The organism is Sphingomonas sp. NFR04 (assembly GCF_900114095.1).
GTDB lineage: Bacteria > Pseudomonadota > Alphaproteobacteria > Sphingomonadales > Sphingomonadaceae > Sphingomonas.
In genome coordinates this window covers 102,805-125,553 of record NZ_FORV01000009.1, presented here as the reverse complement: position 1 = coordinate 125,553, position 22,749 = coordinate 102,805, and the positions used below count along the sequence as shown (strand labels likewise).

The following is a 22,749-nucleotide window of genomic DNA, read 5'->3' as shown; positions in this document are numbered from 1 at the left end:
GTTGCACACGCGGTCACCCCTTCAAATGGAAGAAGCGCCGCGCGTTGGCGTAGTAGATCTTGTCGATGACGGCGCGCGGCAGTGCCAGCCCCGGCGCCTCGGCCTTGATCGCGGCAATATGCTGCGGTAGCGGCGTGGCCAGATAGCGCCAGTCCGAACGCCAGGCATCGTCGGCTTCCTTGGTGAAATTGCCGGTCGCCGGCGGGTTTTGCGCGCGCGCCTTGGGATCTGGCGGGCTGTCGGTCAGGTCGGTGCCGTACATCAGCCGGTCCTGATACTTGATAAAGAAGCTGCGCACCTTGGCGTGGTTGGCGTTGGACTGGACCTGCACCTGGCTCATCCGCGCGGCGAGATCGACCACCGCGTTGGGATAGCGATCGAGGAAGCTGGCGAGCTCGTCCACGCTCCATTCGAGGCTCGCCATATGGGCGCCGTCAAAGGCGAGCTTCGGATGCCGCGCCACGAAGCGGTCGCGTACCGCCATCAGCTGCTCGTAGCGGGGCTCTTCGGGATGGCGGTACATGTAATATTCGGGATGCTCGCTGAAATAGGTGCGGTCATTGTCCGTCGTCATCTGGTCGAGCGGCAGCCAGCAATTCTTCGGCTCGCCCTGGTGCGCGATCAGCGGCACGCCGCGCGCCTGGATATGCGCCATGATCGCGTCGAAGCGCGGATCGTCGAGCAACACGCGCTTGCCAGCCGTGTCCTTGGCGATCATGCCGATATTCTTCCACACCTTCACCGCGACGGCGCCGTGCGCGAAGCCGGCGTCCACCTGGCGCATCGCCTGCGTGGTCCAGTCCTTGCCGCCGAACCCGTCCATCGAGAAGGTGGTGGCGAAGTGGAAGCGCTTGGGATCGGCCGCATGCATCTTGTAGGCGATCGCCGCCTGGGTGGGGAGCGGCGGGAAATCGGGATAGTCGACATTGATCGACAGCAGCTCGAAGCCGTCCTTGCGGGCAATCGCGAGGAACTCCGGCGCGTCCCGATTGGCGTGGACGTGCGCGTCGAGCTTGGCGACGCGGGCGAAATCCGCTTCGCTATAGGTGGAGGGGGCAGGCGCCGCTCCGGCCAGCGCAAGCGCGGCGATGGGAATCAGACTCGTCGAAAGGCGCATGATACTCTCCAAACGAAACGTAACGAACTTTACACTATGTTGCGTTTTGATTTGCGCAAGCGCTAACCTTCGGGCACATTCCCGTGAAAGCCGCATGTTCAACATGCCAAGCGGCGTTTTGTGAGAGGTTCGTTCCGTGTCCCATATCCCGCTGACCCGTCGCAGCCTCCTTGCGAGGCTGTCGGGCACCGCCGCGCTGGTCGTGGCCGCCCCTGCCTCTGCCCGGATCACGCTCGAGGAGGCGCCGATCCTGACGCTGGGCGACGGGGTGCTCACCCTCGAGTTCGACGCCGGCATGCACTCGCGCGTTTCGAAGGGCGGCAAGGCACTCACCGCGATGGAGCCGGGCGAGGCGCTTCGGCTGGAGGACCAGCGGATCGTCGATCGCTTCCTGCTGGTCGATCATAGCCAGGAGGCCGTGCCCGGCGGTCGCGTCCACCATCTGCGCGGCACCGCGCAGGGCGGCATCGAAAAGCGGATCGCGGTGACGTTCCTGAGCGCCTATCCGGGTCTTGCGCTGCTCGACATCCGCTATCGCAACACCGGCGCCGCGCCGCTCGCGGTCGCGGGGTGGCAGGCCGCGACGCACGACCTGCTGGCGCATCCCGACGGCGCGTGGAGCTTCTCCGGCGCTTCCTATCCCGACCGGCGCGACTGGGTGCAGCCGATCCGCCCGGGTACCGGGCAGCGCAATTTCATGGGGATGAATGCGTCCGACTATGGCGGCGGCACGCCCGTCGCGGTCGTGTGGCGGCGCGACGCCGGCTTGGCCGTCGGCCATGTCGATACGGTGCCGCGGCTCGTCTCCCTGCCGGTCGCCGGCCAGCCGAGCGGCACGCGCATCGGCATTGCCGGAGACGAAGCGGCGGTGCTGCCGCCGGGCGGCACGCTCGCGCTGCCGCCGCTGTTCCTGATGGTGCATGGCGGCGACCATTTCCGCCCGCTGGACGCCTATCGCCGCCTCATGGCAGAGCGCGGAATAGCCGCACCCGCAATACCCGAGCCGAGCTACGCGCCGGTGTGGTGCGCCTGGGGCTATGGGCGCGACTTCAAGATTCCCGAGGTGCTCACGGCCATGGGCAAGGCGCGCGAGATCGGCCTCGAATGGACGGTGCTCGACGATGGCTGGCAGACCTCGGAAGGGGACTGGAAGCTCGATCGCAACAAATTCCCGCGCGGCGACGCGGATATGAAAGCCTTCGTCGCGAAGATCCGGGCGGCCGGCATGCGCCCGCGCCTGTGGCTGGCGCCGCTCGCCGCGGACCCGGGCACCGATCTGCTGCGCGATCATCCCGACATGCTGCTGCTCGATCGCAATGGCGCGGCGCAGAATGTCAGCTTCTGGGATGCGTTCACGCTGTGCCCGGCCTATCCGCCGGTGGTCGACTATTTCCGGGCGCAGGTCCGCCGCATCCTGGGCTGGGGGTTCGAGGGGCTCAAGCTCGACGGCCAGCACCTCAACGGCGTCGCCCCCTGCTACAACCCCGCGCACAACCACAAGCGGCCCGAGGAATCCTACGAGAAGCTCCAGGATTTCTGGAAGGCGCTCTACGACGAGGCGATCTCGATCAACCCCGATGCGGTGATGGAAATCTGCCCCTGCGGCGATGCCTTCGCCTTCCACAACATGCCGGGCATGAACCACACGCCCGCTTCGGACCCGACCTCGTCCTGGCAGGTTCGCCTCAAGGGCAAGACGTTCAAGGCGATGATGGGGCCCTCGGCGCCGTTCGCCGGCGACCATGTCGAGCTGAGCGACCGGCATGATGATTTCGCCAGCCACTACGGCATCGGCGCGGTGCTCTCGACCAAGTTCACCTGGCCGCTGGATCCGGTGAACACCACCGATCCGCTGCCGCCGGGCGGCATCGTGCTGAACCCGCAAAAGGAGGCGCTGTGGCGCAAGTGGATCGCGCTGTACCGCGCCAACATGCTGCCGAAGGGCGAGTATCTCGGCGGGCTCTATGACATCGGCTTCGACAAGCCCGAGGGCCATGCGGTCCGCAAGGACGGGCGCATGCACTATGCCTTCTATGCCGATAGCTGGTCGGGCCCCATCGCGCTGCGCGGGCTGCCCCCGGGGCGGCACCGCGTGACCGACAGTTTCACCGGCCAGTCGCTCGGCACCGTCAGCGGCCCGGAAGCGATGCTGCCTGCGCGCTTCACCCATTTCCTCGTGCTCGAGACCGCGCCCCTCGACGGAAAGGCTGTTGCATGACCGCGCCTGCTGCCACCGGCCGGGCCTGGCTGCTCAATGCGATGACCACGGTGCTGCTATGGGGCATCTGGGGAGCGTTCTCCGGCCTGTCGCCGCAGCACGGCTTTCCCGAGACGCTGGTCTATTGCGTCTGGGCGCTGACGATGATCCCGCCCGCGCTGATCGTCCTCGCACTTGCCAAGTGGAAGCTGGACCTGAACCCGCGCGCCATCGCCTATGGCCTCGCCGTCGGCGCGCTTGGGGCAGGGGGGCAGATGGTGCTGTTCTACGCGGTGACGCGCGGGCCGGCCTATCTAATCTTCCCCGTCATCTCGCTGTCGCCCGTAGTGACGATCGCGCTCTCCTTCCTGTTCATGGGCGAGCGTACGGGTCGGCTCGGTGCCGTCGGCATCGTGCTGGCGCTGCTCGCGCTGCCCACCTTCGATTTCGCGCCCGGCGGGAGTGCGCAGGGCGGCGGCTGGTTGCTGCTCGCACTGATCGTGATGCTGTGCTGGGGGCTCCAGGCCTATTTCATGAAATCCGCCAACCACATCATGTCGGGCGAGAGCATCTTCTTCTACATGATGGTGACCGGGCTGGGGCTGGTGCCGGTCGCGCTGGCGCTCACCGATTTCAGCCGGCCGATCAACTATGGGCTGGACGGTCCGGGACTTGCGGCGGTGATCCAGGTCCTCAACGCGATCGGCGCGCTGACGCTGGTATTCGCCTTTCGCTACGGCAAGGCGATCATCGTTGCGCCGCTCACCAACGCAGGCGCGCCGCTCGCGACGGCGATCATCTCCCTCGTCGCGCTCGGCGTCATGCCGGGCTCCATCAAGCTGGTCGGCATCGTGCTTGCCGTGGCGGCCTCGCTGCTGCTGGCGGTAGAGCCCGATGGTGCCGAACCCCTTGCGCCGGAAAATGCATAAGTTTCGTTTTCCATCTCTTTATTGCGTTATATTCTTTATCGCCGTAGATCGCAGGGAAAGGAGACTAGGATGCAGTTGATTCGAACTCTCGTTTCCGAGCACAAGCGCGGAACGCCGGTGGGCATCACGTCGGTATGCTCGGCGCACCCGCTGGTGATCGAAGCAACCTTCGCCCATGCGCTACGGAACGAAACACCGCTCGTGCTGATCGAGGCGACGTCCAACCAGGTGAACCAGGACGGCGGCTATACCGGCATGGTGCCGGCCGACTTCCGCGCCTTCGTGGAAGGCATTGCCGACCGCGTCGGCTTTCCGCGCGCGCGGCTCGTGCTCGGTGGCGACCATCTCGGCCCCAACGCCTGGACCAGCCTGCCGGCGGAAGCGGCCATGGCCAAGGCGGAGGTGATGATCGCCGACTATGTCCGCGCCGGGTTCGCCAAGATCCACCTGGACTGCTCGATGTCCTGCGCCGACGATCCGACGCCGCTGCCCGAGCGCACCATCGCGGAGCGGGCTGCCCGGCTGTGCCGGGTCGCCGAGGATGCCTTTACCGGCGATCCTACCGACGCGCCGGTCTATGTGATCGGTACCGAAGTGCCGGTGCCCGGCGGCGCGGCGGAGGATCTCGAGACGCTCGCCGTGACCACGCCCGATGCAGCGCTCGCCACGCTCGACATGCACCGCAGCCTGTTCGCGGAAATGGGGCTGGCGGATGCCTGGCAGCGGGTGATCGCCACCGTCGTCCAGCCGGGCGTCGAGTTCGACCACATGAAGGTGGTCGACTATCAGCCCGCCGCCGCGATCGCGCTCAGCGATGCGATCGTGCCGGTCGATCATATCGTGTTCGAGGCGCACTCGACGGACTATCAGACCGCCGGCGCGCTCGCCGCGCTGGTGCGCGACCATTTCGCCATCCTGAAGGTCGGCCCGGGCGTCACCTTCGCGCTGCGCGAAGCGCTATGGGCGCTGGACGCGATCGAGCAGGAGACGGTCGCGCCGGACAAGCGCGCCAACCTGCGCGCCACCGCGATCGCGCGGATGAAGGCCGAGCCGAACAACTGGCGCAAATATTATCACGACGCCGGCCACGCTCTCGATCTCCAGCTGCAATATTCGCTGAGTGACCGCATCCGCTATTATTGGCCGGACGCCGAGATCGCCGACGCCCAGGCGCGGCTGTTCGCCAATCTGCGCGAAGCCGTGCCGCCCTTGCCGCTGCTGAGCCAGTACATGCCCGTTGCCTATGCGGCGGTGCGCGCCGGGACGGCGACGCGCGACCCCAAGGACCTCATCGTCGCGCAGATCGGCGCGACGCTCGATGCCTATCATGGAGCTTGCAACCCCAATGCGTGACACGATCCCGGCGGACGCCCCGCCGTCCGCCAGCCCGGAGAGCTGGACCCGGCGCGAAATCCTCCAGCAACCGGCCACGCTGCGCGCGACCCAGGCGCTGCTCGATGCACATCAGGCCGAGATCGCGGCGTTCGTGCAGCCGCTGCTCGACCAGCCCGACCTGCGCATCATCCTCTGCGGCGCCGGCACCTCGGCGTTCATCGGCGAGTGCCTCGCCCCCTGGCTGTCGGCGACGCTCGGCCGGCCCGTGGAAGCGGTGGCGACGACCGACATCGTCAGCGCGCCGCATCTGTATCTCGACGCCGCCCGGCCGACGCTGATGGTGTCGTTCGGCCGTTCGGGGAACAGCCCGGAAAGCATCGCGGCGGTGGAACTGGCGGATGCGCGCATCGCCTCGGTCCACCACCTCGTGATCACCTGCAACGCCGAGGGAGCCCTGTCGCGGCGGAGTTCGGGCAACAACCATGTCGTGCTGCTGCCCGAGGAAACGCATGACCGCGCCTTCGCAATGACGTCGAGCTTCAGCGCGATGCTGCTGGCGGCGCTGTCCATCTTCACCGGGCAGGACATGCATGCGAGGGTGGAGGCGATCGCGGCTGCCGTGGAAGCGATGCTCGGTCGCTCGGAAGCGGTGGCGGCGTCGCTCGCCGCGCGCGACTTCGAGCGTGTCGTCTATCTCGGCAGCGGCGTGTTCCAAGGCCTTGCCCGCGAAGCCGCGCTCAAGCTGCTGGAACTCACCGACGGGGCCGTGCCGACGCTGTTCGATTCGTCGCTCGGCTTTCGCCATGGCCCGAAGACGATCGTCACGCCGCGCACGCTGGTGGTGGTGTTCGTTTCCAACGATCCGCTGACGCGGCGCTATGACCTCGACATCATCGAGGAACTGCGCGCGGACGGTCATTGCAGCGAGGTGCTGGTCATCGCCGCGCAGGAAACCGGCGGCGAGACGCTGCTGGTGGAGCATGCTGCCGACCTTCCCGACGCGGACCTGCTCTTTCCCTATATCGTCTTCGCGCAGCTCTACGGTCTGCACTGCTCGCTGCGGCTTGGCCGCACCCCGGACCAGCCCAACGCCGCCGGTACGGTGAACCGCGTCGTGCAGGGCGTGCGAATCCACACGCTGGCCGCATGACGCTGTTCCTCGGCGTCGACGGCGGCGGCACCAAGACCGAGTTCGTCCTTATCGAGGCAGGCGGCAAGGTCGTCGCCCGCGCGCTGACGGGCACGACCTACCATCTGCAGGTCGGGCTGGAGGTCGCGGTGGCGCGGCTGGCGGAGGGCATCGCTGCGGTGTGCGGGCAGGCGGGGATCGCTCCCGGCGATCTGGGGCATGCCTTTTTCGGGCTTCCGGCGTATGGCGAGGACGGGGCGGTGGATCCGCTGCTCGCCGCCGCGTGTGGCAGGCTGCTGGGCCATGATCGCTATGCCTGCGACAATGACATGGTGTGCGGCTGGGCCGGCTCGCTTGCCTGCGAGGACGGCATCAACCTCGTCGCCGGTACCGGCTCGATCGGCTATGGCGAGCGGCAAGGTCGCAAGGCGCGTGCCGGGGGCTGGGGCGAAGTGTTCAGCGACGAAGGCTCGGCCTATTGGATCGCGATACAGGGACTTAACCTGTTCACCCGCATGAGCGACGGGCGCCTCGCCAGAACGGCGCTGTGGCAGGCGTTCCGCGATGCGCTCGAGCTGGGCAGTGATCTGGACATTTGCGCCCGCATCATGGGCGAACGCGGCATGGGCCGCGACGCAATCGCCGGACTTGCCCCGATCGTCTCTCAGGCGGCGAGGAGCGGCGACGTTCACGCAGCTGCGGTCCTTGACCGTGCTGGCGCAGAGCTGGCCGCAATCGCGCAGGCGCTGCGGGAGCAACTGGGCTTTTCGGCGGAAGAGAACGTGTTGCTCTCCTGGTCTGGCGGCGTCCTGACCAAGCTGGAAGAAGTCCGACACTCGTTTCTTGCAAGCCTCGCAAGTCTCGGACGCTATACGGTGGTACCCCCGCGGCACGAGCCTGGCGTCGGGGCCGCGCTGTACGCGGCGTTGCGGTGCCGCACCGCCGCTTGACGGACCGAGCTCTTCTACGCTTCGCACGAGAAGGCGGTCAGGGGCATGATCGGGGCGTACCGACGGGCGCCGCGCGGGGGCGGCATGGGGCCTGCCTCAAATGGCGATCGTCATCTGGGGCGTCGCCCTCAACTTCCCGATGTCGCGGAGGGGCGGGTCGCCGAAGAGGCGGCGATATTCGCGGCTGAACTGGGAAGGGCTGTCATATCCGACGCGGAAGCCCGCCTCCGCCGCGTCGAGCCGGTCTGCCAGCATGAGCGCCCGCGCTTCCTGCAACCGCAGCTGCTTCTGATATTGCAGCGGGGTCATGGCGGTGGCGCGGCGGAAATGGTCATGGAAGCTCGACAGGCTCATGCCGGCCAGGGCAGCAAGATGCGGCCCGCTGAACGGCTCGCGGAAATGGGCCTTGAGCCAGGCGATCGCCTTGGCGATCTGACCGGTGCGGCTTTCGCCGCTGGCGATCGCACGCAGGACGGGCCCGCCCGGGCCGGTCATCAGCCGTACCAGCAATTCCCGCTCGATCAGCGGCGCGAGCAGCGGTGCGTTGGCCGGATCGCCGAGCAGCGCCGTCAGCCGGGTCGCCGCGTCGATCAGTTCAGGCGTCATCGGGTGTAGCGTCATTCCGGCGCTATCCTCCGCGGTGGCCGGCAGGGGCGGCAGGCTCAGCGCGATCTCCGACAAAAGGGCGGGGTCAAGATAGAGGCAGAAGCAGAGATAGGGGGCGTCCGTGCTCACCTGCGTCACGGCGCCGGTGATCGGCAGGTCGAGCGAGGCGACGAGATAGCTGGCGGGGCCATAGTCGATCACCGCGTCGCCCAGCAGCACGCGCTTGCCCCCCTGCGCGATGATGCACAGCGCCGGTCGCTGCACCATGTGCACCGGCTCGCCGCTCCGGCCCGAGCGTACCAGCGCAAGGCGAGCGATGGACGTGTCGAAGATGCCGTCCTGCACGGCATATTGGGCAATCTGCTCCGCCAGCCCCAGATGCCTCACCAACGCGTTTCCCTCCTCGTTCAAGCCGTAAACCTACACGGGTGATGGGAGACGATCCAGCCCTTCGGCCGGGATCTGGAATATCGTGCAATCATTCCGCACGACCATTCTACCGCCTCGCGCCCAGATGGCGCCAGTTACACGACATCGGATCGATGGGTCGGTCCGCCTGAACCGGAGTGACTTTCATGGCTATCGAAGACAAGGTCATCGCGATTACCGGCGCCAGCAGCGGCATTGGCGAAGGCACGGCGCGGCTGCTGGCGGCGCGCGGCGCGAAGCTGATGCTGGGTGCGCGTCGAACCGACCGGCTCGCCGCGCTGGCAGAGGAACTGAACGCGGCGGGAGGTACGGTCGCCTTCCGGTCGCTCGATGTCACCGATCGTGCCGATTTCGAGGCGTTCATCGCCGCCACGGAGGCCGAGCATGGCCGGGTCGATGTGCTGGTCAACAATGCGGGCCTGATGCCGTTGTCGCGCTTCGACAGCCTCAAGGTCGACGAGTGGGACCGGATGATCGACGTCAACATCCGCGGCGTACTCCACGGCATCGCCGCGGCACTTCCCCGCTTCAAGGGCCAGGGCAGCGGCCAGTTCGTCAACATCGCCTCGATCGGCGGCTATGCCGTGTGGCCGACCTGCGGCGTCTACAGCGCGACCAAATATGCGGTGCGCGCCATTTCCGAGGCGCTGCGCATGGAGCATGACGACATTCGCGTCACCATCATCGCACCGGGCGTGGTGGAGTCGGAACTGGCCCATACGATCACCGATCCGGTCGCGGCCCAGGCGATGATCGACTTCCGCGCCATCGCGCTAACCCCGGACGCGATCGCGCGCGCCATCGCCTATGCGGTGGAGCAGCCGGCCGACGTGGACGTCAATACGCTGATCGTCCGGTCGGTGCGCTCGACGATCTGACGGGGAAGAGCGGCGTTCCACATAGCTGGGCTTGGCCATCCGTCCAGCTTCGATGATCAGGCGCTCGCAGGTATCGGGCATGTCCTGGAGGATCGGCCCGCGGCCGGGACGGATGATCGCCCGGCCTTGCGGGGCCCCGCCCATCTAAGCGTTCCGATTAGTTACGGGACGCGAGACCCGTGGCACTTTGCCCATCGACGCGCGAATCCGCCGCAGGAGGTTGAGCAATGCCCGAAATCAGTCGTGTGGGTGCGATCCCCGATCACCGTAGTTCGCCGCCCGATGGGGACAATGAACATGTTGTGCAACGCGGCGACAGCCTGTGGAGCATCGCACGACATTATGGCGTGTCGCTGGCCCAGCTCGAAGGCGCCAATCCTCAGCTCGCCAGCCATGACTTCATCCTGCCTGGTGATCGCGTGCGCATCCCGACCCGGGGTGGCGCCAACCATGTGGTTCGCGCCGGTGAGACGATCGGCGGCATTGCCGGCCAGCACGGCGTTTCAGCCAGGGCGATCATCGATGCGAACGGCCTCAAGCGGCCGGACCTGATCCATCCCGGCGACCGGCTGACCCTCCCTGCGCCACAGGAGATCCGCCGCACCAACCAGGCCTCCGAAATGGCAACGGCGCGCGCGACACGCACTGCACCTACCGTATCGCAGCAGTCCGACAATGACGTGCGGACGATGTTCGACCCCGCACTGGGCAGCCGCGCGCGCGGCGCTGTCATCATCGGTCAGGCCGAGGGAACGCGCACACCGAGCGGCGGCTTCCGGGATGCCTTTTATGGGCATATCGATCCTGGCAACGGCGTGGGCAACCGCGGTTCCTTCTCGCTTCAGCACGCCGGCAATCTGACGCCGGAGCAGGCGGATGCCCAGCAGCTCGCGCGATTGAGCCGGCAAATTCCCGCGTTCGAAGCCGCCGCCCGTGCCGCCGGGCTGGACCCCGACAATGCGACGCTCGCGACCGGCTATCTGGACCTGTACAATCAGTCTCCGACCGCGGCTGCCCGCTTTCTCGACCAGATCGGCACGCTGCGCGAGATCGGTATTACCCGGGAGAGCGTCACCGATCTTCGCATCCACTCCTATATCGATCGAGCGACCGGCGAACGCTTCCCGCTGTCCGGCGGAGGTCGCGCAGGATCGGGCTTCGTCAACATCGCGCAGAAGGCGCTCGGCCGCAAACCGACGGAGGCCGAGGTCCAGCGGACGCTGCGGGCCGACCAGTCGCGGCGGATGCAAGACATGGACGCCGCAATTACCACCGGCGCCACGACCGCGTCCGTCAGCCCGCGCCCCGCGGCCGGCGACGGGCCCGCCCGCTTCACCAGCAGCCCCGGGATCGACCTGACGCCGGCGGCAACGCGAAGCGCCAACGCGCTCCATGATTCTGTCCAGGCAGCGACCGGCTATTCGATCCACGTGACCAGCGGCCGGCGTGGTCCCGATCGCCAGGCGTCGGCGATGTACGGCAATTTCGCGGACAACAGTTCGCCCCGCTACGCCAACCAGGCCGCCTTCGACGAGGTTCGCGATGCCTATATTTCCGGCAGGCGTGCGGGTCTCGGACGGGCAGCCATTGTCGATGGCATGGCGAACGTCCTTCAACGTCAGGTCGATCGGGGCGTGCTGATCTCTCGCCACATGTCGGATCGCGCTCTCGACATCCGCATGCCGCCCGCGACGAGCCGCCAGGCTGTGGTGGCCGCCATACGTGACAATCCCGAGGTTCAGTCTGTAGGGATCGAGGATGACCATCTCCACATCCAGCTTCGCTAGCGTTCTGCTGGTAGCCGCTATGCCGGTCGCGCTACTGCTCGCCGGCGGGTGCGATCGGGCAAGCAGCGCACCCAATGAGGCTGCTGGCGCCGAACCGCAGCGGCAACCGCAGGCGCAGGCCAACGCTGCAGTCGATGCCGCGGCGAGCTCCAGCGCGAGCCCTGCCGCGCTCTACGCCGCCGATCTGGCGCAGGCCGTGGCGGGGGCGAAGAAGGTGCCCTTCCCGGCAGGCGTGACCGGTATCGGCGGGATGGACTGCTCGCCCGCGGCGCTGGTGGGGACCACCCCGGCTACCAGGGCCTTCACCCTTACGCTGCCCGCCGACGCGTCCGCGCGCCGGCACGTGCTGGCGGCGGTGACCCCGGAGCGCGGGCTGCTGGAGATCTACTCTCCCTATGAGGCGGATGCGGCGGAGGCGGGCGACCTCCTCATCCCGTCGCAGGCGATCTCCTGGGCCAAGGCCCGCACCCAGAATCGGTTCGCCGTCAGCACGGACGATCTGGACGGCCTGCGGCCCGGCGGAGCGAGGCCGGAGGCGCTGTTTCTGGAGCCCGGACGCTATCGGTTCGCGCTGATCAACGGCATGGATGCCGCGCTGCTCAAGACCAATGGCACTGTGGTGAAGGTGATCGCGGCATGCTCGGTGGATTGGGCGCCGCAAGACGCCGGCTCGGGCGAAGCTTCGCGATAGGTCGCTCGCGGCGCCCGACTCGGTTTGGGGGAGAGGCCCGAAGGGCTGGGCAGCGCCACGCGCGCCTCCTTTATTCACGGTGTTCGAGGCGCCTCTCCGGACCGAGCGCCTCGTCTCGCATATTGCTGGGTGGTGCTGCGAAGTGGAAACGGCGGCGCCGTAGGGCGCCGCCGTCGCAGCCTCAAAGCTTGATGCGAACGCCGAAATTGTAGCGCGCGCCGGTCTCCTGCTGGAGCAGGTAGCGCTCCTCGATGGCCGACCATTCGTTGATGAACCTGTTCGTCACGTTCACACCCTGGAGATAGACCTGGAAGTTGGGCGTGAGATCGTAGGACAGGTTGAAATCGAGCTGCCCGTAGGACGAGCGGTTACGCGGTCGCGACTGGCTGTCGCGGCAATTGCGCAGATAGTCCGAGCGCCAGTTGTACGATACCCGGGCGGAGATCCCGAATTTCTCGTAGAACACGCTGCCGTTCGCCGAGTGTGGCGACAGGCCGTTATAGCCGCAGGAGAAGTCGCTCAGCGTCTGGTCGCGCGTCGCGCTGCTGGCGACATAGGTGTAGTTGCCGGTCACCCCGAAGCCGCCGACGAAGCCGCCCAGCGCATCGAGCGAATATTGCGCGCCGACCTCGATACCCTTGATCGTTCCGGTCTGGCCGTTGCGCGTGCGCGTGTCCTGATAGGTCCGCCCAAAGCGCTCGACCGGCAGCGTCTGCAGCTCGAGGAAATCGGACAGGTCCTTGTAGAAGCCGCCGACGCTGATGTAGCTGACGCGCGACAGGTACCATTCCAGCGACAGATCATAGTTGGTCGAGCGGAATGGCAAAAGGCTGGGATTGCCGCCCGATGACAGCGGCACCGCGATGCGGCCGCCATAGTCGTTGTTGACCCCCAGATCGGTCAGCGTCGGCCGCGTGATCGTCTGCGAGAAGGCCGCGCGGGCGATCAGCTTGTCCGTTAGGCTGTACTTGATGTTGGCCGAGGGGAGGGCGTTGACGTAGCTGCTGCGCACGGCGATCGCGGTGGCCGGGCCATAGGTATATTGCAGCGTGTCGTCGCCGGGCGTGTTGTTGATGCTCGTAACCGGCGTATCGAAGCCCGAGGACAGTACCTGGGTGCGGATCACGCGCACACCGGCATTGCCGGTCCAGCGATCGTTGCCGAACTGCATGCTGATATAGCCCGCGGTAAGCCGCTCGCGCACGTTGACAGTGCCGCGCAGCTGCTCGCGCACGCCGAAGGGGCCGCCCTCCAGCGCCTGCACCTGTGCCGCGAACGCGGCCTGCTGCTCCGGGGTGCGCCCGTTCGAAGGGATGTTGAGCGTCGCGGGATTGTTGAGATAGGCGAGGAAGGCCTGCGGATCGACCTCGAACACCGAGGGCGGGATATTCTGCCCGCCGCCGAGCAGGTCGCTCCACTGATAGGGCTTGAGCAGCCCCTGCGCGATCGGCACCTGGTAGCCGCAATAGGTGCAGCTGGTATCGCTGTTGTTGAACGAACGGTTGATCTTGCGTCGCTCGGTATAGGACAGGCCCACCATGACGTTGCGCAGGATCGAGCGGTCCACGTCGAACTTCGTGTCGAAATGATATTCCGAGCCGCGATCGCGCGACCGATTGGCGTCGATCCCCATATAATGCAGGCGCATCAAGTCGGCGTTGTTGATGACGTTGTTGTCGTACGAGATCGACGGGATGCCGTTACCGCCATCCAGCTTGAACTGGTAATTGTACGGCAGCAGCGCACCATAGACGAGATAGGCGTTGGGCGAGCGCCGATTGGCGCCGGTGGTGGAGGCATCGAAGCGCAGCTCGATGTTCTCCGCCGGGTTCCACTTCAGGTTGGCGCCGACCTGGTAGCTGTCCGACTTGCGGTTGGTCGTGTTGTAGACATGGTCGACCTTGGCGTTGACGCCGTTGTTCGTCAGGTCGGGGTTTGCCGCCAGGAACTGCGGGTTCTGCGCAATGAAGTCGCGGCCGAGCATGGTCAGGCTGGTGGCGGTGTTCGTGCCGTCGAAGGTCGGTTCGAAGTACGGCGCCGCCATGAAGTTGTCGAGGCGACGCGTCACGCCCGAGATGTTGAAGCGCGAATAGATGCCGTCGACGGTGATCTCGAGATTGTCGCTGGGCTTCAGCTGGACCGCGCCCGAGACGTTGATCCGCTCGCGCTCCTCCTGCGCGCGCTGATAGTAGAGGCTCTGCGGCAGGTTGGCGTTGCCGGTGACCGGGTAACGCGGATCGGTGCCGGTGATCAGCGTCGGCACGCCGCCGATCTGCTGCACGATGTTCGGGCGACCGTTGATCCAGCCGTCGATCGCGATCGTGTCCGTCTGGCTCTTGCGCTTGGTGTAGGAGCCCGCGAGCAGCACGCCGAAGGTCTTGTCTGGGTTGGCGTAGGAGACCGTGGCCGCCAGATCGGGCGACACGCTCTTGCGCGAGCGATCATAGATGCCGCCGATCTGCGCCGCGGCCTGGAAGCCGCTCGGGCCCTTGAGCGGACGCGCGGTCACGATGTTGACCGTCGCGCCGATGCCGCCCTCCTGCAGCTCCGGCACGCTCGACTTGAAGACGTCGGTGCGCTGGATCATGTTCGACGAGAGCACGTCGAAGGAAAATTCACGGCCGGCATTGTCGGTCGCCATCACGCGACCGTTGACCAGCACGGTGTTGAACTCCGGTCCCAGACCGCGGACGGTGATGAACTGTCCTTCGCCACCCGAACGGTCGATCGCGACGCCGGTGATGCGCTGGAGCGATTCGGCGATGTTCGCGTCGGGGAATTTGCCGACATCCACCGCACTGATGGAGTCGACGATCTGGTTGGCCTCGCGCTTCACCTGTGCGGAGGAACTCAGGCTGGCGCGGATGCCGGTCACGACGATCTCGTCGCGAGCAGCGGTGGTGCCATCCGGGGCAGCGGCGCTATCCTGCCCCACCGCAGCCGCCGGCGGCGTCTGGCTCTGCGGCCCGGGCGCCGCGAGATCCGGTGCCGATCCGGTCTGCGCGAACGCGGGCGCACCCGACAGCACGCTGCCGAGCAGCAGGCAAAGTTTAAGCGACGATGACATGGCGCGTTCCTCTCCCGTTTGAAACATTACCGCTCGTTGGCGGGAATTATTTTGCTTTTTCAAACTATGAGAAAAACAAGTTGAGATATCAAGGCGAGAATGTAACCGGTTAAACTGTGACCGCTAACATGGAATGACGCACGGAGTTGCTCCGCCACCCAGCGGTGCAGGACCGGCGAGGGCGCCTGGTCCTGCCCGGCCGGCAGGTAATAGCTGGCATCGTTCCGCCACGCTGCTACCTGCTGCGAGCCGCTTGCCGAAGCGGGCAGTCGCCCGGCGCCGCGCTGGACGTCAGGCCTGGGCGGCCATCGAGCGCGCGACCTCGGCGGCGCTGATTCCCTCCAGCGCGAGGCCATAACCGGTACCTTCATCGACCAAGCGGCGCTGCTGCGTGGTGAGCGCGATGCGGGTGTAGCGGCTGGTCAGCGGCGGCAGTGCAGCGATGCCGTCGGCGATCGCGTGCGCACGGGCGAGCAGGCTATCGGCAGGCACGATCTCGTTGACGACGCCCCAGTTCCTGGCCGTCGCGGCGTCCAGCACCTGGCGGGTCAGCAGGAAATAGCGTCCGCGCACCGAGCCGATCACGTGCGGCCACAGCAGGTGCATGCCGTCGCCGGGGACGATGCCGAATTCGAAATGCGGCTTGTCCTGGAACACCGTCTCCGGCGTGGCGAGGATGATGTCGGTCAGCAGGGCATATTCGCTGTGGAGCAGCACCGGGCCGTTGAGCGCGGTGATCATCGGCACTTCGATGTCGAGCAGGTTGGATAGGACCTTGCGGCCCTCGCGCAGGATCTTGTCATAGCCCTGGGGGGTGAAGAAATCGAACCCGTCGGGCTCGATCACGTCCATGAACGCGTCGCCCGTGCCGGTGAGGATCACCACGCGATTGTCGCGGTCCTCGCCGATCTGGTGGAACAGGTCGACGAACTGCTCATGGGTATGGCCGTTGAAGACCAGCTTGCCGCCATTGCTGTGCAGCGCCACCTCCAGAACGCCATTGTCCTTGCGCGTGAGGCGGGCGTTGGGGAAGGCGTCGCGATAGGTTTCGAACTTGGCCATGTCGTGTCTCCGAAGTTGAGCCTGGTGGGTGCGCGACGACGGCTCGTCGACGCGACGATAGGGGCGGGGCAGAAGGGCCTGCCCGGCCTGTTCATCGAAAATGTTGTTCTGCACGTCAGCGCGGGCAGTTCGGGGGCCGCGCCGGCGACGATCGCGTGTCCGGCGTCGCCCTGTTTAGCTACGGCAGCGCGGGCGGCGCGATAATGCGCAAAGGTCGAAAGTCATTCTTGCATGCCTGAGCGGTCCCGGCGGTCGGCCCGCAATCCGTCCGTTTCGTTCTAGTACCCTTGCGGAACCCGATGATAATCCCGGGCATCACTGGCTGTTTCTTGCGGGTATCAAATGGATCGACTGGAGATGCTGCGGACGTTCATCGCGGTTGCCGACAAGGGCAGCTTCGCGGAGGCAGCGCGCAGCCTGAACATGACGCCCTCCACCGCCACCCGCGCGATCAAGGACCTGGAGGAGTCGCTGGGGCTGACGCTGTTGATGCGCACCACCCGTTCGGTGCGGCTGAGTGAAGCCGGCGAGGGCTATATCGCCCGCTGCCGCGCGGCACTGGCGGAGCTGGACGCAGCCGAAAGGGACGTGCGCGGCGTCGGCGCCAAGCCGCATGGCACGCTGGTCGTCACCGCGCCGATGGTGTTCGGCCGTCTCCACATCGTGCCGGTGATCGACGCGGTGATCCGCGCGAATCCCGATCTCAACATCCGCCTGCTGCTGCTCGATCGCGTGGTGCGGATGGTGGAGGAGGGGATCGACATCGCCGTGCGCATCGCCGACCTCTCGGACAGTGCGTTCCACGCCGTGCGCGTCGGCGAGATCCGCAAGGTGGTGACGGCGAGCCCGGCCTATCTCGCCCAGCATGGCGAGCCCATGAGCGTGTCCGAACTCGCAGCGCACCGGCTGCTCCATTTCGATGGGCTGGCAGGACCGCCGGGAGAATGGCGTTTCGGCGCGTCCGGGCGGCCGGCGCTCCGGCTCGAGCCGCGGCTGATCGTCAACAGCGCGGACGCGGCGATCCACGCGGCGTGCCTGGGGATGGGGATCACGCGCGCGCTTTCCTACCAGGTGGTGAACGACATCGCCGCGGGACGCCTGAAACGGCTGCTGATCGACCAGGAGCCGCCCCCCGTGCCGGTCCACCTGCTGTTCCAGGGCCAGCGATCCGCCTCGCCCAATCTCCGCGTGTTCATCGAGGCAGCGAAGCAGTATTTCCGCGGCGCGAACCTGAGCTGAGCCCGGGCGGGGCGGGTGCGCAGGCCCTTGCGAGACGAGCCTGCGCACCAGGGTCACGCCGCGGCGCGGTCATGAAACGGATAGTCGGTGTAGCCGCGCGCATCGCCGCCATAGAAGGTCGCGCGGTCATAGGGGTTGAGCGGCAGGCCCAGCCGCAGCCGCTCCGGCAGATCGGGATTGGCGATGAACGCGCGGCCGAACGCCACCGCATCGGCATCCCTGGCCTCCAGCAGCGCTTCGGCGCCGGCGCCGTCGAACCCGCCCGCCGCGATGATCGTGCCGCCGAACAAGGGTCGCAGGTAGCGCACCGCGACCGGTTCGGCCTCGGCGATCAGCTGCGTGCCCTTGATGCGTGGCTCGACCACATGGAGATAGGCGATGCCCAGCGCATCGAGCTGCCGCGCGACATAGCCGAAGGTCGCCTGAGGATTGCTGTCGGACATCGAGCCATAGGTGCCGCTGGGGCTCAGCCGCACGCCCACCCGATCGGCACCGAACGCCTCGATCGCGGCCTGCGTCGCCTCGAGCAGGAAGCGCGCGCGGTTCTCGATCGGGCCACCATAGTCGTCGGTGCGCCGGTTGGTGCCGTCCTGCAGGAATTGATCGGGCAGATAGCCATTGGCCCCGTGGATCTCGACCCCGTCGAAGCCCGCGGCCTTCGCCCGCGCCGCCCCCGCGCCGAATGCCGCGATGATCGGCGGGATCTCGTGCCGCTCCAGCGCACGCGGCATGCTGAACGGGACGGGGCCGTGCGTCGCATAGCCATAGCCCTCCGCCGCGATGGCCGAGGGCGCGACCGGCGCCGCGCCGCCCGGCTGGATGTCCGGATGCGATTGCCGGCCGACATGCCAGAGCTGCAGCACGATCTGCGCGCCCTTGGCATGCACCGCGTCCGTCACAGCCCGCCAGCCTTCGATCTGCGCGTCGTCATAGATGCCGGGCGCACCGGCATAGCCATAGCCCTGGCGCGAGATCGGCGTCGCCTCCGAGACGATCAGCCCGCCCTTGGCGGCGCGCTGGGTGTAGTATTCGCGCATCAGCGCGCTCGGGCGGTCTCCCGGTTCGGCGCGCATGCGGGTGAGCGGCGCCATGACCACGCGGTGGCCGAGTGACAGAGCGCCAGCGCGGAGCGGCGTGAACAATTTCGACATGGGACGTTCTCCTAGAAGGTCGTTCAGGCGGCGACCGGCACGAGCGCCTCGACGCGGGCAATGGCGCGTCGGACGGCGGGGCGTTGCTCGACCTCGGCGTACCAGCGGGCGACATTGGGGGCTGCTTCCAGCCCGACCCCGGCGAATTCCCGGCGCCAGAGCCAGCCGAAATGGGCGATGTCGGCGATGGTGAAGGCGTCGCCGGCGACGAAGCGCCGCCGGCCCAGCAGGTCGTCGAGCACGGCAACCGTCCGCCTGGCTTCTCCGGAGAAACGCTCGATGGCGAGCGGCTGCGGCTCGGCGGCGAGACGCTGGAAGAAGCCGGACTGGCCGAAGGCGGGGCTCAGCGCGGAGGCGTGGAAGAACAATTGCTCGAACACGCGCGCCCGCGCCTCGCCCGTGGCGGGCAGCAGCTTGCCGGTCTTCTCGGCGAGATAGACGAGGATCGCCGCGGATTCGGTGAGCACCAGGCCGTCATCGACCAGCACCGGCACCTTGGCATTCGGGTTGAGCGCGATGAAATCGGGCAGCTTCTGCTCGCCCTTGCGGATGTTCACCGCATGCAGGTCATAGTCGAGGCCCAGCTCTTCCAGTGCGATCGGCACCTTGATGCTGTTGGGCGTGGCGAAGGCATAGACGTCAAGCATGGGAGTCCTCCCTAGGATTGAAACAATGGCGTGACGTCCAGATGCCTCTTCCGCTGTGGACATGGCAGCAGGCCGCAGGCGATAACGTCCATTCCAAGGAGGAATGACGTGGATCGATACCAGGCGATGGCCACCTTCGTGCGGGTGGTGGAAACCGGCTCCTTCTCGGCGGCGGCGCGGCATCTGAACGTAGGGCAGCCCGCGGTGTCGAAGACGATCGCGCAGCTGGAGGGGCGGCTGCAGGTGAGCCTGCTGATCCGCTCGACGCATGGCCTCACGCCCACCGAGGCGGGGCAGCGCTTCTACGAGCGCGCCAAGCTCGCCATCCAGGAGGCCGACGAGGCCGAGCTTGCCGCGCGCGGGGCCGGGGCCGGGCTGTCCGGCTGCCTGCGCGTGTCCGCCGCCACCACCTTCGCGCGGCTGCACATCGTGCCGCTGTTGCCGCGCTTCCTGGCGCAGCACCCCGAGCTGGAGATCGACGTGATCCTCGATGATCGCGTGATCGACCTGATCGCGGAGGGCATCGACGTCTCGCTGCGGATGGGCGCGCTGCCCGACTCCTCGGCCGTCGCGCGCAAGCTTGCCACCGGCCGCCGCTCGGTGCTCGCCACCCCCGCCTATTTCGCGCGCGCGGGCGAGCCGCAGAGCCCGGCCGACATCGCGGCGCACGACACGGTCGTGCACAGCCAGTTTTCCAGCATCTGGTCGTTCACCCGCGATGGCGCGGAAACCTCGATCATGGTCCGCAGCCGGGTGCGGATGAGCGCGGCAGAAGGACTGCGCGCAGCGGTGCTGAGCGACATGGGCCTCACCGCGGCGCCGGACTGGATGTTCTGGCCCGAACTCGCGAGCGGCGCGGTGCGCCGCGTACTGACGGCGTGGTCGCTCCCGCCGAACGATCTTTGGGCGGTGTTCCCCGCGGGGCGCATGGCGAGCGCCAAGGCGCGCCAGTTCGCCGCCTTTGTCGAGGCCGCGATCGCCGAGCAGCAGCGGGATAGCGCCTAGCAGGATCAGCAGCAACGGCTGCTCATTCCCCGGCGGAATGGACGTTAGTCGCCGGGCGCGGCTGCACCGGCGGCGCGCGGCGGCGCATCTGTGCCTTGCCACTACGGACCAAGGAGCCAACCGCCATGACCCTCCAAGCCAAGCTCGACGCCTTCAAGGCCGATTTCCAGGCCGGCAAGCCGCCCTATAACGTGCCCCCCGCCGTGATCGCGACGATGCACCGCGCGACCGCGGAGCTGATCGCCAGCGGTGCCGCCGCCAAGGCCCTCAAGGCCGGCGACAAGGCCCCGGCCTTCACCCTCACCGACCCCGACGGAACCCCCGTCTCCTCGGCAGCGCTGCTCGCCAAGGGGCCGCTGGTCGTCAGCTTCTATCGCGGCGTCTGGTGCCCCTATTGCAACATGGAGCTGCAGGCGCTGCAGGAAGCGCTGCCGGCCTTCCAGGCACTGGGCGCCAGCCTTATCGCCATCTCGCCCCAGACGGCGGTGAACAGCCGCAAGTCGGTACGCCAGAACGCGCTGGACTTCCCGATCCTGTCGGACCCGCACAACGACGTCGCCGCCGCATTCGGCCTCCGCTTCGCGCTGCCCGACTATCTGGTCGAGCTGTACAAGAGCCTGAAGAACGACCTGCCCTCGTTCAACGGCGATCCCAGCTGGACCCTGCCGATGCCGGCCCGCTACGTGATCGGCCAGGACGGGACGATCCTCTATGCCGAGGTGAACCCCGACTATACCCGCCGCCCCGAGCCCGAGGACATGCTCCCGGCGCTGCGCCGCGCCGTCGCCCTCTCCGCCTGATCCTCCGCCCGGCCGCGCCGGCGGTCGGGCCTTTCCGGAGCAGCCCCATGTCGCGTACCTTCCTCGTCACTGGTGCCAGCAAGGGCATCGGCCTCGCGCTCGCCCAGCGCCTGCATCGAAGCGGCCACCAGGTCGTCGGCCTCGCGCGCCGCTCGACCGCGGACTTCCCCGGCACGCTGGTGCTGGCCGACCTCGCCGATCCGGCGGTGACTGAGGCGACGCTCGGCGAGCTCACTGCCCGTTTCCGCTTCGACGGCGTGGTCAACAATGTCGGGCTGGTGCGGCCGCAGCCGCTCGGCGCCGTCGAGCTTCCGGTGCTGGAGGAGGTGCTGCGCGTCAATCTCCACCCCGCGCTGCAGGCCGTGCAGGCGCTGCTGCCGGGGATGATCGAGCGCGGCTGGGGCAGGGTGGTCAACATCACCAGCCTGACCGTGCTCGGCGCGCCGGAGCGCACCGCCTATGCCGCCGCCAAGGCCGCGCTGGCCAGCTTCAGCCGCAGCTGGGCGCTGGAGCTGGCGACCACCGGCATCACCGTCAACGCGGTATCGCCCGGCCCGACCCAGACTGCGCTGTTCCGCGAGAACAATCCCGCGGGCAGCATCGGCGAGCAGCGCTATCTGGCGCAGGTGCCGATGCGCCGCTTGGGCTGGCCGGACGAGATCGCCGCGGCGATCGCCTTCCTGCTTTCCGACGATGCCGGCTTCATTACCGGCCAGACGATTCATGTCGACGGCGGCGCGTCGATCGGCAAGGCGGCGTTCTGAGACACCAGGGCGGGGTCGGCGCTCACGGGCCGGTGCGCTGGCGGAGCAGCTGCAGGCACCAGTCCGTGAACGCGCGCACCTTGGCCGGGCGATGCTGGCGGGTGGGATAGAGCGCGTAGAGCGGGAAGGTCTCACCCGGCCAGTCCGGAAAGAGCTCGACCAGCGCGCCGCGCGCCAAAAGGTCGCGGCTGCCCAGTTCCAGGATCTGCGCGATCCCGGCGCCCTCGCAGCAGGCGCCGATCATCGTGTCGACGTCCGAGACCATCAGTCGCGCCGGCTGGCGCACGGGAAGCACCGCATCCCCGCGGCGAAATTCCCAGGCAAAGGGGCGGCCGGTGCGCGGATCCTGATAGTCGATACAGGCGTGGTCGATCAGCTCCCGCGGGTCCGCCGGTCGGCCATGCGCGGCGAGATAGCCGGGCGAGGCCACGGTCAGGATGCGCGTCTCCAGTAGCTTGCGCGCGGTGACCCCGGCCGAGGGCGGCTCGCCGAAGCGGAGCGCCATGTCGAACCCGTCGGCGACCAGGTCGCCCATCTGCTCGCGCATCAGCAGTTCGAGCCGCAGCTCCGGATGCGCCGCGAGGAACGCGGTCAACGCCGGCGCGAGCACCAGCCGCGAGAAGAACGGGTCGACATTCACCCGCAACCTGCCGCGGACGCGCTGGCTGCTGCCTGCGGCTTCGAGCGCGGCCTGCTCGATCCCTTCGAGATGCGGGCCGACCTGCTCCCAGAACCGTCGGCCCTCATCGGTGAGGCGCAGGCTGCGCGTCGTCCGGTCGAGCAGCCGCACGCCGACGCGCGCCTCCAGTCGCTGGATGGCGCGTCCTACGCCCGACTGGGTCAGCCCCAGCGCTTCGGCGGCGCGCGTCATCGTGCCGGCCTCGACCACCGCCATCAGCACGGTCACACCCGAGAGCAGCCGTCCGTCATATGCCATGGTTCCATGACTCCTTGTCCGGAATGTCT

Annotated in this window: 19 protein-coding genes; 12 read left to right on the top strand and 7 right to left on the bottom strand. The window is 67.5% G+C overall.

The window, feature by feature from the left end; genetic code table 11:
- Positions 1-13 precede the first annotated feature (13 nt).
- Positions 14-1,117: an amidohydrolase family protein gene (locus tag BM009_RS20560; protein WP_093299096.1), complete on the bottom strand. Its 1,104-nt coding sequence runs from the start codon at positions 1,115-1,117 to the stop codon at positions 14-16.
- 136 nt (positions 1,118-1,253) lie between these two features.
- Here BM009_RS20560 and BM009_RS20555 point away from each other — a divergent pair, with 136 nt between their 5' ends.
- The 5 genes from BM009_RS20555 (at position 1,254) to BM009_RS20535 (ending at position 7,657) form a co-directional block, all read left to right on the top strand.
- Positions 1,254-3,335, top strand: a complete 2,082-nt coding sequence (locus tag BM009_RS20555) for a glycoside hydrolase family 36 protein (protein ID WP_093299093.1) — start codon at positions 1,254-1,256, stop codon at positions 3,333-3,335.
- Positions 3,332-4,243 (top strand): DMT family transporter, encoded by a 912-nt coding sequence (locus tag BM009_RS20550; protein ID WP_093299091.1) that lies wholly within the window; start codon positions 3,332-3,334, stop codon positions 4,241-4,243. Before BM009_RS20555 ends, BM009_RS20550 begins: the two co-directional genes overlap by 4 nt.
- A gap of 69 nt (positions 4,244-4,312) precedes the next feature.
- Positions 4,313-5,596: a D-tagatose-bisphosphate aldolase, class II, non-catalytic subunit gene (locus BM009_RS20545; RefSeq protein WP_093299088.1), complete on the top strand. Its 1,284-nt coding sequence runs from the start codon at positions 4,313-4,315 to the stop codon at positions 5,594-5,596.
- The gene (locus tag BM009_RS20540; RefSeq protein WP_093299085.1) at positions 5,589-6,728 is read left to right on the top strand and encodes an SIS domain-containing protein; all 1,140 of its coding nucleotides are present in this window, start codon (positions 5,589-5,591) and stop codon (positions 6,726-6,728) included. The genes BM009_RS20545 and BM009_RS20540 overlap by 8 nt, the downstream gene beginning before the upstream one ends.
- Positions 6,725-7,657, top strand: a complete 933-nt coding sequence (locus BM009_RS20535; RefSeq protein ID WP_093299083.1) for an N-acetylglucosamine kinase — start codon at positions 6,725-6,727, stop codon at positions 7,655-7,657. The genes BM009_RS20540 and BM009_RS20535 overlap by 4 nt, the downstream gene beginning before the upstream one ends.
- Before the next feature lie 96 nt (positions 7,658-7,753).
- Here BM009_RS20535 and BM009_RS20530 read toward each other — a convergent pair whose 3' ends face one another.
- Entirely contained in the window at positions 7,754-8,650 is an 897-nt protein-coding gene (locus BM009_RS20530) for an AraC family transcriptional regulator (protein ID WP_093299257.1), read from the bottom strand.
- 188 nt (positions 8,651-8,838) lie between these two features.
- Here BM009_RS20530 and BM009_RS20525 point away from each other — a divergent pair, with 188 nt between their 5' ends.
- The 3 genes from BM009_RS20525 (at position 8,839) to BM009_RS20515 (ending at position 12,048) form a co-directional block, all read left to right on the top strand.
- A complete protein-coding gene (locus tag BM009_RS20525; RefSeq protein WP_093299080.1) occupies positions 8,839-9,570 on the top strand; it encodes an SDR family oxidoreductase in 732 nt (243 codons plus the stop codon).
- A 302-nt stretch (positions 9,571-9,872) separates the two neighbouring features.
- Positions 9,873-11,357 (top strand): LysM peptidoglycan-binding domain-containing protein, encoded by a 1,485-nt coding sequence (locus BM009_RS20520; RefSeq protein ID WP_175488146.1) that lies wholly within the window; start codon positions 9,873-9,875, stop codon positions 11,355-11,357.
- On the top strand, positions 11,329-12,048 hold the full coding sequence (locus BM009_RS20515) for a hypothetical protein (protein ID WP_139216697.1): 720 nt from the start codon (positions 11,329-11,331) through the stop codon (positions 12,046-12,048). Before BM009_RS20520 ends, BM009_RS20515 begins: the two co-directional genes overlap by 29 nt.
- Positions 12,049-12,229: 181 nt before the next feature.
- Here BM009_RS20515 and BM009_RS20510 read toward each other — a convergent pair whose 3' ends face one another.
- Entirely contained in the window at positions 12,230-15,115 is a 2,886-nt protein-coding gene (locus BM009_RS20510) for a TonB-dependent receptor (protein ID WP_175488145.1), read from the bottom strand.
- A gap of 291 nt (positions 15,116-15,406) precedes the next feature.
- Positions 15,407-16,177 carry an enoyl-CoA hydratase/isomerase family protein gene (locus tag BM009_RS20505; RefSeq protein WP_093299070.1) on the bottom strand — a complete coding sequence of 257 codons (771 nt, stop codon included), beginning with the start codon at positions 16,175-16,177 and terminating at the stop codon, positions 15,407-15,409.
- A 357-nt stretch (positions 16,178-16,534) separates the two neighbouring features.
- Between BM009_RS20505 and BM009_RS20500 the strand changes: the two genes are divergently transcribed.
- A complete protein-coding gene (locus tag BM009_RS20500; protein ID WP_254772384.1) occupies positions 16,535-17,416 on the top strand; it encodes a LysR family transcriptional regulator in 882 nt (293 codons plus the stop codon).
- Positions 17,417-17,469: 53 nt separating this feature from the next.
- Here the strand turns inward: BM009_RS20500 and BM009_RS20495 are convergent, their stop codons facing one another.
- A complete protein-coding gene (locus BM009_RS20495) occupies positions 17,470-18,567 on the bottom strand; it encodes an alkene reductase (protein ID WP_093299065.1) in 1,098 nt (365 codons plus the stop codon).
- A 23-nt stretch (positions 18,568-18,590) separates the two neighbouring features.
- Positions 18,591-19,214 carry a glutathione S-transferase family protein gene (locus tag BM009_RS20490; protein WP_093299062.1) on the bottom strand — a complete coding sequence of 208 codons (624 nt, stop codon included), beginning with the start codon at positions 19,212-19,214 and terminating at the stop codon, positions 18,591-18,593.
- Between the two features lie 108 nt (positions 19,215-19,322).
- On the opposite strand from BM009_RS20490, the gene BM009_RS20485 reads away from it, so the two are divergent.
- The 3 genes from BM009_RS20485 (at position 19,323) to BM009_RS20475 (ending at position 21,783) form a co-directional block, all read left to right on the top strand.
- On the top strand, positions 19,323-20,219 hold the full coding sequence (locus tag BM009_RS20485) for a LysR family transcriptional regulator (RefSeq protein ID WP_093299060.1): 897 nt from the start codon (positions 19,323-19,325) through the stop codon (positions 20,217-20,219).
- A gap of 125 nt (positions 20,220-20,344) precedes the next feature.
- A complete protein-coding gene (locus BM009_RS20480; protein WP_093299057.1) occupies positions 20,345-21,019 on the top strand; it encodes a peroxiredoxin-like family protein in 675 nt (224 codons plus the stop codon).
- A gap of 47 nt (positions 21,020-21,066) precedes the next feature.
- Entirely contained in the window at positions 21,067-21,783 is a 717-nt protein-coding gene (locus BM009_RS20475) for an SDR family oxidoreductase (RefSeq protein WP_093299055.1), read from the top strand.
- A 22-nt stretch (positions 21,784-21,805) separates the two neighbouring features.
- On the opposite strand, the gene BM009_RS20470 is transcribed toward BM009_RS20475, so the two are convergent.
- Positions 21,806-22,720, bottom strand: coding sequence for a LysR family transcriptional regulator (locus BM009_RS20470; RefSeq protein WP_093299052.1), 915 nt, complete (start codon positions 22,718-22,720; stop codon positions 21,806-21,808).
- Between the last annotated feature and the right edge of the window lie 29 nt (positions 22,721-22,749).